The organism is Clostridium sp. UBA7791 (assembly GCF_002480755.1).
Taxonomy (GTDB): Bacteria; Bacillota; Clostridia; order Clostridiales; family Clostridiaceae; genus Clostridium_J; species Clostridium_J sulfidigenes.
On record NZ_DLCT01000005.1, the window covers coordinates 948068 to 961505 of the forward strand.

General features: G+C 32.1%; 9 protein-coding genes. 7 read left to right on the forward strand and 2 right to left on the reverse strand.

Annotation, left to right across the window (positions count from 1 at the left end; translation table 11 throughout):
• The first annotated feature begins 82 nt into the window (after positions 1-82).
• The 5 genes from mnmH to recJ all read left to right on the forward strand — a co-directional run bounded on the left by mnmH (position 83) and on the right by recJ (position 9532).
• A complete protein-coding gene (mnmH, locus tag B3Z56_RS09915) occupies positions 83-1117 on the forward strand; it encodes a tRNA 2-selenouridine(34) synthase MnmH (protein WP_346878705.1) in 1035 nt (344 codons plus the stop codon).
• Positions 1118-1517: 400 nt separating this feature from the next.
• On the forward strand, positions 1518-3473 hold the full coding sequence (locus tag B3Z56_RS09920) for a DNA topoisomerase IV subunit B (protein ID WP_346847842.1): 1956 nt from the start codon (positions 1518-1520) through the stop codon (positions 3471-3473).
• An 11-nt stretch (positions 3474-3484) separates the two neighbouring features.
• A complete protein-coding gene (locus tag B3Z56_RS09925) occupies positions 3485-6400 on the forward strand; it encodes a DNA topoisomerase IV subunit A (RefSeq protein ID WP_346878706.1) in 2916 nt (971 codons plus the stop codon).
• Between the two features lie 21 nt (positions 6401-6421).
• On the forward strand, positions 6422-7741 hold the full coding sequence (locus B3Z56_RS09930; RefSeq protein ID WP_346878707.1) for a pitrilysin family protein: 1320 nt from the start codon (positions 6422-6424) through the stop codon (positions 7739-7741).
• Positions 7742-7756: 15 nt separating this feature from the next.
• Positions 7757-9532, forward strand: a complete 1776-nt coding sequence (recJ, locus tag B3Z56_RS09935) for a single-stranded-DNA-specific exonuclease RecJ (protein WP_346878708.1) — start codon at positions 7757-7759, stop codon at positions 9530-9532.
• A 151-nt stretch (positions 9533-9683) separates the two neighbouring features.
• On the opposite strand, the gene B3Z56_RS09940 is transcribed toward recJ, so the two are convergent.
• On the reverse strand, positions 9684-9875 hold the full coding sequence (locus B3Z56_RS09940; protein ID WP_035129176.1) for an alpha/beta-type small acid-soluble spore protein: 192 nt from the start codon (positions 9873-9875) through the stop codon (positions 9684-9686).
• Positions 9876-10003: 128 nt separating this feature from the next.
• Positions 10004-10207, reverse strand: a complete 204-nt coding sequence (locus B3Z56_RS09945; RefSeq protein ID WP_150845036.1) for a small, acid-soluble spore protein, alpha/beta type — start codon at positions 10205-10207, stop codon at positions 10004-10006.
• A 363-nt stretch (positions 10208-10570) separates the two neighbouring features.
• Between B3Z56_RS09945 and B3Z56_RS09950 the strand changes: the two genes are divergently transcribed.
• Entirely contained in the window at positions 10571-11644 is a 1074-nt protein-coding gene (locus B3Z56_RS09950) for an undecaprenyldiphospho-muramoylpentapeptide beta-N-acetylglucosaminyltransferase (RefSeq protein WP_035129182.1), read from the forward strand.
• 215 nt (positions 11645-11859) lie between these two features.
• Positions 11860-13260: an MBL fold metallo-hydrolase gene (locus B3Z56_RS09955; protein WP_346878709.1), complete on the forward strand. Its 1401-nt coding sequence runs from the start codon at positions 11860-11862 to the stop codon at positions 13258-13260.
• Positions 13261-13438 lie beyond the last annotated feature (178 nt).

Sequence of the window (13438 nt, forward strand, 5' to 3'; positions counted from 1 at the left end):
ATGAGAAAATTATAGGAAGTTTTGCCATTGTAAAACAAATGACTTCTTATGGAAAGATGTTACTTAATTTGGAGGAATGATTATGTCAAAAACCATAGAATATAAAGATCTAACTGGAGACTATGTCCTTGTTGATGTGAGAAGTACAGGAGAATTTAATGAGGCTACTATTAACGGTGCAGTAAGTATTCCTCTTTTTAATGATGAAGAAAGAGCAATTATTGGAACCATATATACTAGAAAAAGTACTGAGGAAGCAAAGAGATTAGGGGTAGAGACAGTATCTAAAAAACTACCTTATATATATGATAGAATTCATGAGCTTGAAAAACAACATAAAAATGTAGTATTATTTTGTGCTAGAGGTGGCATGAGAAGTGCATCTATTACAGATCTTTTAGGTGCCCTTGGCATGAGAGTTAGCAGAATAAAGGATGGTTATAAAGGCTATAGAGCCTTCATAAATGAGGAGTTGCCTAAGGTTAATGAAAAAGTTACCTATATAGTACTTCATGGTAATACGGGAGTTGGAAAAACTGAGATTTTAAAAAAACTTAGAGCTGATGGATATGATGTATTGGATTTAGAAGGATGTGCTAATCATAGAGGCTCCATATTAGGTGCTGTAGGCCTTGGAGATGGTACTAGCCAAAAGCAGTTTGAATCTAATATCTATGAGGAATTAAAGGCTGTTAAGGGTAAATATGTATTCATTGAAGCAGAAAGTAGAAGGATAGGAAGGGTTTTAATTCCGGAATATATACATTCTGATATGAAAAGGGGACTTCACATATTTGTAGATGCTCCAATAGATTTTAGAAGTAAGATAATAATTGATGAATACACTAAAAATAATAGCTGTAATGAAGAAATTTGTGATGCACTAAGAAGATTAAAGAAACACATCAGTGAAAAAAACATAGAAATATATTGTGATATGGTTAATAATGATCAGTATGAAGAAGTGGTTAAGGAACTTATGGTAAGGTATTATGACCCACTATATACTCACAGCTCTGATAAGTATGAATATGACAAAAAGCTTATGATAAACTCCATAGATGAAGGAGTAGAAGAATTAAAAAGCTTTATAAATAATTTAAAATGTGAAGAATAAAATATGTATATTAAGTAAAGCTTATAATTAATGTTTATGAGACTTTTGTAAAATAAACTAATCTAAATAAACCTTAAGCACGTACTAATATTATTCGCTAACAATAATATTAAAGCACATGCTATATATTCCATATAAGATTAGCAATATATTTTACGAAAACATAGCAGAACAGTAATTATAGGCTTTTTCATGTAAAATTTTAATATTTACTATTTAAATAAAGAACATTGCGGTTCATTAAAGGGATAGAATTTTATTTTTTCAAGTAATTAGAAAAATAATAAAAAAATACCGCAAAAATAAGAACGTTTGTTTTGGAATTTCAAGAAAAAACTTTACTCCTTTGGAATAAAGTTATACAATAACAAATGTAACTCAACTTTTAAGGAGGGATAATATGGCGCAAAAGGAGAATAATAGAGGTACTTATGAAGTTACAGATCTCACATCTCTTGAAAAATTAGAGCCAGTAAGGGTTAGGCCTGGAATGTACATTGGCTCAACGGGTACTAAGGGTCTGCACCATTGTATATGGGAAATACTAGATAACTCTATTGATGAAGTTGCCAATGGATTTGGAGACAGGATAATAGTTACTTTAAGTAAGGATAAAACCGTTACTATAGAAGATAATGGAAGAGGAATACCTACAGGAATACATCCTGTTAAAAATAAATCTGGGGTGGAGATGGTTTATACAGAACTTCACACAGGAGGTAAATTCAATAATAATAACTATAAGACCTCAGGAGGACTTCATGGAGTTGGAGCTGCTGTTGTAAATGCTCTGTCTAAGTGGTTAGAGGTAGAAGTTAAACAAAAAGGAAATATTTATCTGCAAAAATTTCACTATGGATATGACAAAGAACTTAAAAGGGACATGCCGGGAACCCCAGCTACACCTTTGAAGATTGTAGGAAAGTCTAATGAAACTGGTACTAAAGTAACTTTTTTAGCAGATGGTGAAGTTTTCGGAAATGTAGATTATAAGTTTGAAATAATTGATGAAAGATTAAAGGAGCTATCCTTTCAAAATAAAGGGATTACCTTAATTCTAAGAGATGCAAGGAAAGATGATGTTGTAGAAAAAGTATATCATTCAGAGAGAGGCCTTTTAGACTTTATAGATTATTTAAATGAAAGTAAAACCGTCCTTCACAAAGAGCCAATAATTTTCCAAGGAGAAAGAGAAATTAATGGACTTATGGTATCGGGAGAAATATGCATACAGTTTACAGATTCTACGGCAGAGCATATTGCTAGCTATGTAAATAATATTCCCACAAAAGAAGCTGGTACTCATGAAACAGGATTTAAGACTGGTATGACTAGAGCCTTTAAAGAAGGTAGTAAGAAGTTAAATCTTTTAAAGGAAAAGGATAAGGACTTTGAAGGGGACGATATTAGAGAAGGTATGACTGCCATTGTAAAGGTAAGAATTACAAATCCAGTCTTTGAGGGTCAAACTAAAACTAAGCTAGGAAATGTTGAAGCCTATTCTGCAATGAATGACCTTGCCTATACTAAGCTAGGTGAATGGATAGAGGATAATAAAGAACTAGCTACTGTAATTATTAATAATGCTATTTCAGCTGCAGCTAGAAGAGAGAAAATTAAGAAAATAAATGAAGCGGAGAAGAAAAAGATAGGAAATGGTACTGCACCACTGGCAGGAAAAATAGCTGTCTGTACTTTGAAAGACAGAGAATTTACTGAGTTTATAGTGGTGGAGGGAGATTCTGCGGGAGGTTCTGCAAAACAAGCAAGGGATAGACGATTCCAAACCATAATGCCTTCTAAGGGTAAGATTATGAATACGGAAAAACAAAAATTAGAAAATGTTCTTGCAAGTGAAGAACTTAGAATCTTTAATACTGCCATAGGAACTGGAGTTTTAGAAAACTTTAAACCAGAGGAATTAAAGTATGGAAAGATAATTATACTAAGTGATGCCGATGTGGATGGATATCATATCAGAACCCTTTGGATGACTTATGTTTATAGATATATGAGACAACTTATTCAAAATGGAAATTTATTTATTGCATTACCACCTCTTTATAAGGTTTATAAAATCACTAAAAATGGTGAGGTTAGTAAGTACGTTTATAATGATGAAGAGCTAAATAAGGCTAAGAAGGAAATTGGTAAGGGTGCATTAATTCAAAGGTACAAAGGGTTGGGAGAGATGAATGCAGACCAACTTTGGGATACTACATTAAATCCGGCTACTAGAACTCTTCAAAGGGTTACCATTGAGGATGCTGCTAAGGCTGAAAAGATGATTTCCTTGTTCATGGGAGATGTGGTAGAGCCAAGAAGAAACTATATGTACAATCACGGTGAATTTTAGGAGGTGTTACAATGGCAAAGAAAAAAGAACCAATTCCAATAGATAATAATATTATAGATGTTTCTATAGATGAGGCTATGCCAGAGAACTATCTTCCCTATGCTGTAGAAGTATCAAAGGATAGAGCTCTTCCAGACGTAAGGGATGGACTAAAGCCTGTTCATAGAAGAATTTTATATGGAGCTTATATGCTTAAGGCATTCCCAGATAAGCCATATTATAAGTCTGCCAGAATAGTAGGAGATATTCTAGGTAAGTACCATCCCCATGGAGATACATCAGTTTATGATGCCATGGTAATTTTATCTCAGGATTTTACTACAAGAAAGCCCCTTATAGATGGTCATGGAAACTGGGGATCTATAGATGGAGATAGTGCAGCTGCCATGCGTTATACAGAAGCTAGACTATCTGGCATTGCTTTAGAAATGCTTAAAGATATTGATAAAGATGTAGTTGATATGATGGATAACTACTCTGATACAGAAAAGGAACCTACAGTTTTACCTGCAAAATATCCAAACCTCTTAGTTAATGGAGCCTTTGGTATTGCTGTAGGATTGGCTACCAATATTCCACCCCATAACCTAGGAGAGGTTATTGATGGAGCCATTGCCTATGCAGATAATGAGGAAATAACCACTAGAGAACTTATGGAATACATAAAGGGACCGGATTTACCTACTGGTGGAATATTAATGGGAAAGGATTCTTTAGTGGCTGCCTATGAAACTGGGGAAGGAAAAGTGGTTTTAAGAGCTAAAACTCATTTTGAAACCTTGGAAAGTGGTAGACTTGGTCTTGTTATTTCAGAGTTTCCTTATAGAAAAAATAAGGCTAAGCTTCTTCAAGCAATATCTGATTTAACAGGAGATAAAAAGCATAGCAAAGCAGTGGAATCTATTGCGGATATTAGAGATGAATCTGATAGAAATGGTATTAGAGCCGTTGTAGAATTTAAGAAAAACACTACAGAGGAAACGGCGGATAGAGTCCTTAAATATCTATTTAAGAGAACGGAGCTTCAATGTAATATATCCTTTAACATGGTGGCTTTAGCTGGTGGAAAGCCTAGGACCATGGGACTTAGGACTATAATTAAATACTATATAGAACATCAAAAGGAAGTTATTACAAGAAGAACAAAAAGAGAGCTAGAAATAGCAGAAAAGAGATTCCATATTGTAGAAGGCTTTATTAAAGCTATTGGAATCATGGATGAAATAATTAAAACTATTAGGGCATCTAAATCTAAAAAGGATGCAGGAGAAAATTTAATAAGCAAATTTGGCTTTACTAACCCTCAAGCAGAAGCTATTTTAGAGTTGATGCTTTATAGACTTACAGGTCTTGAAATTAAGATATTCCAAAAGGAACATAAGGAATTAGAGACTAAGATTAGGGGACTTAAGAAGGTATTAAGTAGTGAAAAGGAGCTTATTAAAGTTATTAAAAAGGAGCTTCTAGAGGTTAAGGAAAAATATGATGACCCAAGGAGAACTACTATTTTAGAAGATGATAGTGATGCTAATATTCAATTAGAAGAACTTATAGTAGAGGAAGATGTGGTAGTAACCATGTCTAAGGATGGATATATTAAGAGAACTGCTTTAAAATCCTTTATTAGAACAACACAAAATACTGAGGATATAGAATATAGAGAAGGAGACTTTAATAGATTCTTCTTTGAATGTAATACCAGAGATACCCTATGTATCTTTACAAATCAGGGAAATATGTATCAATGTAAGGTTGCAAATTTAATTGAGTTTAAGTGGAGAGATAAGGGTGAGAGAATTCAAGGATTTATTAGAACTCTAGATTTAGATAAGGAACTCATAGTAAATGCCTTTGTAGTACAGGATTTCTCTATTACTAGGGATGTGCTTCTTATGACCTCTAGAGGTCTTATCAAGAAAACTGAACTTAGCAAGTTTATTACTAATAATTCAAGACTTCAAGGTATTAAGCTTAAAAAGGATGAAGAATTGATAAGTGCTGAATTAGTGGATAAAGATAGAGAAGAAAGATTTATTGAAATAACTACTGCTAAGGGATTAAACTTCATTGCACAGGAGCCTAAGGTTGAGCCAGTGGATAGAGGTATAGTTGGAAAACCTATAGTTAATTTAACCCATGGAGATAGTATAACTCAGTGTAGTTATGTAGATGAATTTAATTATAAAGAGTTCTATATAACTGTTAATAAAAAGGGGATCTTAAGAACTTCCAGTAGAAGAAGCGGAGAACCGGTTATAACTACATCAAACTCTAACGGTGAGTTATTCCTATTTACAGCTGGTGGAGAGTTATTTAAAATGTCAGCCTTAATGATACAAAACATAGATAAAAAGGGTATTGAACTGGAAAAGCTATTTGAAGGTTATAATTCTAAGGATCCAGTGATTGCAATAATATCTGTGGATAATGAAGGAAGCTCTAAAGAAAATTTCTACTTCTTTACTGAAAAAGGTGTAGTAAAGAAAACTAGTATAGAAGAATTCACTGGTGAGTTTACTAATATCTCAGCATATAAATTTAAGACTCCGGAGGATAAGCTAATTAAAGTAGAAGTTGAAGCTGACAAAGGAGAAGGGTTACTCTTCACAAGAAAGGGTATGTGCCTTAAATTTGATTTAGAAGCTATAAATGTCATGGGGAAAAATGCTACTGGAGTTATGGGAATTAGCTTAAAGGATGATGATAAAGTTATCTTTGCAAAAGCAAGAAACGGTGCTATTTCAAATAAAAATAATGAATTATGCGTAGATTTATTTGAAGAAAACCTGAAAATAACTACCCAAAATGGTCAAGAGAACATAGTGGATTTAGGAGCCTTACCAATTCAAAATAGAGCTGGTAGAGGTAAAAATGTCATTGTATTTATGGATGATGACTTTATAGAAAAGGTAGAGCTAATTAAGTAATAGAAGTAAAGTGGGGGTAGCATGGATAAGATATTTTTAAAACATGGAGTTAGGTTGCTTTATGAAAGAGTTCCAGGAAATATAACTTCTTTTACCATAGGGTTAGAAGCAGGAGCTAATAGTGAACATTCTAATAATCTGGGCATTGCCCATGTTGTAGAACACATGGTATTTAAGGGTACCCATAGTAAAAGCGAGAAGGAAATCAATGAGATATGCAATGAGTACCTAGGATTTCATAATGCTATGACTAATTATCCCTATGTAGTTTATTATGGAAGCTCCTTAAAGGAAGATTTTAAAAATGCCTTTAATATATATTTTGATATAGTATTTAATCCAGCCTTTAGAGAAGAAGGTTTTAAGGAAGAAATGGCAGTTATCATAGAGGAACTTAAGGAGTGGAGTGATGATGTAGTTCAGCACTGTGAAGATTTTTTATTCTATGAAACCTTTGAAAAAAGAAGAATAAAGGAGTTAATCATAGGCAGAGAAGAAACTATAAAGGCTCTAACCTTAGAAGAGATAAGGGAGTACCATGAGAAGTTTTACACCCTAGATAACTGTGTAGTTTCTGTAGTAACTTCTTTAGACCTAAGTGAGGTTATTGAAATTATTGAAGGTGAAATAGCATCCTTGAATAAGACAAAACCTTTATTAACGCATAACACCTGTGAAATAGAAGTCCTGGAAGGGGTAAAATCATCCTTCACCCAAAGGAGCTCTGAAAGAGTTTCATCAAGGGAAAGTCAAGAAGAAAAGACTTTTTCCCTTTACGAGAATCCCAAGGCTGGAGTGTATATTGAAGAGAATCTCTCAATTAATGGATGCAAGGTTCAATATATATTTCCCATTCATAACCTAAGTGAAAGGGAAGTTACCTTACTTCAATTATTTAATGAATATTTTGCAGGGGGCACTAGCTCCTTGCTCTATGATGAAATCAGAACTAAGAGAGGTTTAGTATATGATATTCAAGGAAAGGTTAAGGGAGAAAAGGGCATAAAACTATATACCATAACTTTATCTACATCTAAGGAAAATATTGATTTGGTTAAAGAGATAATTAAAGAAAACATTGATAAAGTAAAAGCTTTAAAGGGCATATTTACTGAAGATTTCTTTAAAAAATATATAAAGAGTCAAAATTTAAAGAGAATGTTAGCTCTAGAGAAATCCATAGTTTTATCTATGCACCTAGCTGTCTATGAAATAATGCACAGTGGTGGAGAATTACTTTTAAATGAGTTTTATAACCTAAGTAATTGCACAGAAGAAGAAATCCTTAGTGTAATAGATAAGGTATTTATTAAGGAAACAATAGGAATCATAAGGAATTAAAGGTAAGGTGATTTGGTGAATACTGTTTGGAAAGATAGTCAGTGCTCTATGGAGGTTTTAAAGGAGCTACTTAAGGATATAAAGGTTACTCCTATTACGCTTAGGGTGCTTATGAATAGAGGAATAGATACTAAGGAAAAGGCAGATGAATTTTTAAATTCTTCTTTGAATAAGCTATATAACCCTTATCTTATGAAGGATATGGATAAGGCCATAGAAATTATGGTGGAGGCTATAAATAATAAGGAAAAAATTATGGTCTACGGAGATTATGATGCAGACGGAGTTACTAGTACTGCCATTCTTTATAAGGCTATAAAAAGCTGTGGTGGAATAGTAGCTTATCATATACCACATAGGGAAAATGAAGGCTATGGTATGAGTATTTCTAGAATAGAGACCATAGCAGAGGAAGGCTTTAATCTTATAATAAGTTGCGATAATGGGATTTCTGCTATAGAAGAGGTAAAAAGAGCTAAGGAACTTGGATTAAAGGTTATTATCACAGATCATCATGAACTTCCCTTTGAGGAGATAGATGGAGAAAGAAAGATGGTAATTCCAAGTAGTGATGCCTTAATAAACCCTAAGCAGGAGGATTGTAATTATCCCTTTAAACTTTTATGTGGAGCCGGTGTGGCTTATAAGTTTTCTTTAGCTTTATATGGAGCTATGAATATGAAGGATAAAAATACTGATGATCTTCTAGAATTAGCTGCCATTGGCACTATATGCGATGTGGTAGATTTAATGGATGAAAATAGAATCATTGCAAAGGAAGGGCTAAAGATACTTTCTAATACAAGAAATTTAGGAATAAAAGCTTTAAAACATATAATTGATATAAAGGATGAGGTAACTTGTTATAATGTTGGCTTTAACATTGGTCCTTGTATCAATGCTACAGGAAGGCTAGAAACTGCTGAGCTATCCTTAGATCTACTACTTTGTAAAGATATGGGTCAGGCTATGGATATTGCTACAAAGGTTTTTAATCTTAATAAGGAAAGGCAAGACCTTACCACAGAAAGTGTGGAACAAGTTTGTGCTGACATAGAAGGGTCTTCTTTGATAAATGATAGAGTACTTGTAGTATATAACCAGCATATCCATGAGAGTATTGCAGGAATTGTAGCAGGCAGAGTTAAGGAAAGGTATGGTAAGCCAACCTTTATTTTAACCCAGGGAAAAGATATGCCAAAGGGTTCAGGTAGATCCATTGAAGAATATAATATGTTTGAAGAAATGCTAAAATGTAAGGATTTACTAAGCAAGTTTGGTGGACATCCAATGGCAGCAGGACTTTCCATAGAAGAAAAAAATATTTCAAAGTTTAGACAATTATTAAATGAAAACTGCTATTTAAGTGAGGAAGATCTTGCTTCTAAAATGAGAGTAGATTCTCCCATAAAGTTAAATTATATAACAGAACAGGTTGTAGAAGAATTCAAGTTATTAGAGCCCTTTGGAAAGGGAAATCCAACGCCAATTCTAAAGGCTAATAGAGTTTTAGTGGCAGATATAAGATTTTTAGGAAGTGAATATCAGCATGTTAAATTTAGATTTAATGTGGAAAGTACCAATAATCTGATAGATGGTTTATATTTCAATAAAAGAGATGAAGTTATTGAGATTTTAAAAGATGTCTATGGAGATGAATATGGAGATATTGGAAGTGGGTATATAAGACCGAAGGGTCTATTTCTAAATATATTATTTCAGCCAGATATAAATGAATATATGGGAAGAAGAAGTGTGCAATTAAAACTTAAAGATATAAAATGCAACTAAAAGTATAAGATGTAAAAGGTAATTAAAAGTTTTATATAAGAAAGTCAGTTAAAAAGTTAAAATCCCATTAATAAAGAGATGCACCTATAAGGTGCATCTCCTATTTAGGGTTTACTTACTATTAAATAATTTATTCAGATATTAATATATCCTATAAATTTCTTTCGTAAGCTTCAACCATTTTTTTAACCATTTGTCCGCCGATTGATCCAGCTTCTCTAGAAGTTAAATCACCATTATATCCTTCTTTTAGGTTAACTCCAACTTCTTGAGCTGCTTCCATCTTAAATCTGTCTAAACCTGCTTTAGCTTCTGGTACTAATAATCTACTTTTGCTTGTCATTTTATATTCCTCCTCCAATAAATTAGTAGAAGTCAACAAACATATTAATGTGAACCTCTTATTATTTAAACAAATTTTGCTAACTTCTTAAATAATAAACTTACCACACGCTACTTACAAATGTTTGATTAAAGATTTTTTTCGTAAGCTTCAACCATTTTTTTAACCATTTGACCACCAACTGATCCAGCTTCTCTAGAAGTTAGGTCTCCGTTATATCCTTCTTTAAGATTAACTCCTACTTCTTGAGCAGCCTCCATTTTAAATTTGTTTAAACCTGCTTTAGCTTGAGGTACTGCTGGTTGATTAGAATTATTATTATTGTTTGACATGTATTTTCACCTCCTTTGTTTTGATAATAGTATTGTACCCGGATATAAGAAGATTATTTAAGAGAATGGGTGGAAACATATGAAAGATTATGAGCAATTACCTTTTTATGTATATATTCAATAGTTTTTAATATAAAATTCATATTTTATATTTACATTTGTCTTCATATGTGGCATAACTTAATAAGGAGCATAATATATCTAATATAATAAAAAACATATTATAATAAAATCTATATAGTAATAACATTATTTTTAGCTTTAGCGAGATTACATATACTCGTCTAAGGCTTAGATATTTTTATTTTAAATATTTCAAAGCTATTAAAGCTTTTACTAGGTAATTTTAGGAGGACTTTTAAATTGAGTAACAAAAAAATCATTATGACAGGTGGAGGAACAGCTGGACATGTAACTCCCAATATCGCACTTGTGCCCAAGCTAAAGGAGCTAGGATATGAAATACAGTATATAGGTACTGAACATGGAATAGAAAGAAAACTTATAGAAGCAGAAAAAATTAAATATCATAGTATTTCTAGTGGTAAGTTAAGAAGATATTTTGATGTAAAGAACTTTACAGATCCTTTTAAGGTTATTAAAGGGGTTTTTGAAGCAAAGTCAATTATAAAAAAAGAAAAACCAGCCATAGTTTTTTCAAAGGGAGGATTTGTATCAGTTCCAGTGGTGTTAGGAGCTTATTTTAATAAAATTCCAATTATAATACATGAGTCAGATATTACACCTGGTCTAGCAAATAAAATATCCATGCCCTATGCAACAAAGATTTGTGTTACCTTTGAAGAGGCTATGGATCATGTTAATAAAAAGAAAGCTGTACTTACAGGTTCACCAATTAGAAGTGAACTATTTAAGGGCAGCAAAACAAAGGCTAAGGAATTTTGTAAATTTAAAGATGATAAGCCTGTAATTTTAGTTACTGGTGGCAGCTTAGGTTCAAGAATTATAAATGAATGTGTTAGAGAAGCGTTACAGGACCTACTTAAAACTTTTAATGTAATACATCTATGTGGAAAAGGTAATTTAGATAAGAGTTTAAATGTAGTTGAGGGATACGCTCAGTTTGATTATATTAAAGAACAGTTATCAGATTTAATGCAATTGGCAGATATAGTAGTTTCTAGAGCAGGGTCTAATACTATATTTGAGCTTTTAGCTTTAAAGAAACCTAATATTTTAATACCCCTATCAGCTAAGGCAAGTAGAGGAGATCAAATTTTAAATGCTAAGTCTTTTAATAAATCAGGATATAGTAAAGTTATAGAGGAAGAAAATTTAAATGCATTGACTCTTTTAGAAGCTATTGATGAAGTTAATAGAGATAAAGAAACTTATATTAAAAACATGAGCAAAAGCAAACAAAGGGACAGCCTTGGAAAAATAATAGATCTAATTGAAAGCTGTAAAAGAAAATAAGAAAAACCCTGAGACCCGCACTACGACAACAACTAGTTAACTAGTTAAATAGTTTTATAGTTAAATATATAAAATTTTCCCTATATAAATAGTTATATAGGGATATTTTTATATAGTGAAAATGATAAATATATAAATAGTCCATACATAAAATCCTATGGCATTAGTGAATAATAGTAAATATATTAAACATAGGAAAGATAGGAGAAGTTTCAATGGAGATAAAGTTAAAGTTCTTAGGAGCTACTAAGTGTGTTACAGGCTCTAGTCATTTACTTACTGTTAATAATAAAAAAATACTTTTAGATTGTGGCTTATTTCAAAGTAATGATTTGAAGTCTTATAGTAATGATATATTGAATGTGGACCCTAAGGAAATTGACTATATTGTGTTATCTCATAGTCATGTGGATCATAGTGGTAGGATACCTATTTTCTTTAAGTTAGGATTTCAAGGGAAGGTAATTTGTACTGAGCCTACTAAGGAATTATGTGGGTATTTACTTAAGGATGCTGCTAGGATTCAACAGGAGGAAACTTATTTTGAAAATCTTTCTAGACATGGTAAAGGAGTTAAAGCTTTAAGTCCACTATATGATGAAGAGGATGTGGAACTAGCTCTAAAAAGTTTTTATACCTACGGATATAATGAGGAAATCCTATTGGAAGAGGATATAAAAGTTATTTTTAGAGATGCAGGTCATATATTAGGTTCTGCAATATGTGAAATTTTAATCAAAAATTGTGGTGAAAGTTGGATTAAATTGATATATACTGGAGATATAGGAAATATTAATAGAGATATTTTAAATAATCCAGAAAAAGAACTCCAGGGAGATTTTTTAATCCTTGAAAGTACTTATGGAGATAAGATGCATGAAGAAAAAGATAATTATGCAAAACTCCTAGAAATTGTAAAGGATATCATGGAGGGTGACGGAAATTTAATAATTCCTTGTTTTTCCTTAGGAAGAACCCAGGAGATTATATACATGCTAAATACTTTTATAGAAAGTGGACAGGTGCAGGGCTGTAATGTATATATAGATAGTCCTTTGGCAGCAGGAATTACCAAAATATTTAGAAAGTATGAAGAATACTTTGATAAGAAGGCTAAGGCTCTTATAGAAAAAGGTGATGATCCATTGAACTTTAAAGGACTGCATTTTGTTGAAAGTAGTGATGATGGAAAAAAGGTTTATGAAGTTAAGTCAAAATCCATAATTATTGTAGCTGGAGGAGTTTATGATGGGGGGAGAATAGCTAACCATCTAAGAAATAATCTTCCTAGACCAGAGTGTGGCGTATTAATTACCTCCTATCAAGGGAACCAGAGCATTGGAAATAAATTGTTAAAAGGAAATAAAAGAATTAAACTCCAAGGTGAGAACATTGAGGTTAAAGGAAAAGTTTTTTATATGGATGGACTATCAGGTCATGCAGATAAGGCAGGATTATATAATTGGGTAAGTAGTATGAAGGAAAAACCTAAGAAAATATTTCTAGTTCATGGTGAAGGAAAAAATATTGAATCCTTCACTAATAAATTAAAAAGTGAAAATTATTCCGTGGTTATACCGGATTTTTTGGATGAATTTCCCTTAGAAATTAATTAAAAACTTAACAAAGTGTGTTAATTTTTAGGGTTGAATTTTAATAAAATTAAGGTATAATTTAAATGTAAGGTCATGTTAAACATTACCAAACCTTTAGTTTGGCATTAATATGTCTTAGAGAAATAGCTAAATATAAGTGAATTCATGATAGCATTTTCACAAAGAAAAAATAAGATTA

Coding starts and splice junctions, on each gene's coding strand:
- mnmH (WP_346878705.1), top strand. CDS start 83: ATGTCAAAAACCATAGAATATAAAGATCTAACTGGAGACTATGTCCTT.
- B3Z56_RS09920 (WP_346847842.1), top strand. CDS start 1,518: ATGGCGCAAAAGGAGAATAATAGAGGTACTTATGAAGTTACAGATCTC.
- B3Z56_RS09925 (WP_346878706.1), top strand. CDS start 3,485: ATGGCAAAGAAAAAAGAACCAATTCCAATAGATAATAATATTATAGAT.
- B3Z56_RS09930 (WP_346878707.1), top strand. CDS start 6,422: ATGGATAAGATATTTTTAAAACATGGAGTTAGGTTGCTTTATGAAAGA.
- B3Z56_RS09940 (WP_035129176.1), bottom strand. CDS start 9,875: ATGACAAGCAAAAGTAGATTATTAGTACCAGAAGCTAAAGCAGGTTTA.
- B3Z56_RS09945 (WP_150845036.1), bottom strand. CDS start 10,207: ATGTCAAACAATAATAATAATTCTAATCAACCAGCAGTACCTCAAGCT.
- B3Z56_RS09955 (WP_346878709.1), top strand. CDS start 11,860: ATGGAGATAAAGTTAAAGTTCTTAGGAGCTACTAAGTGTGTTACAGGC.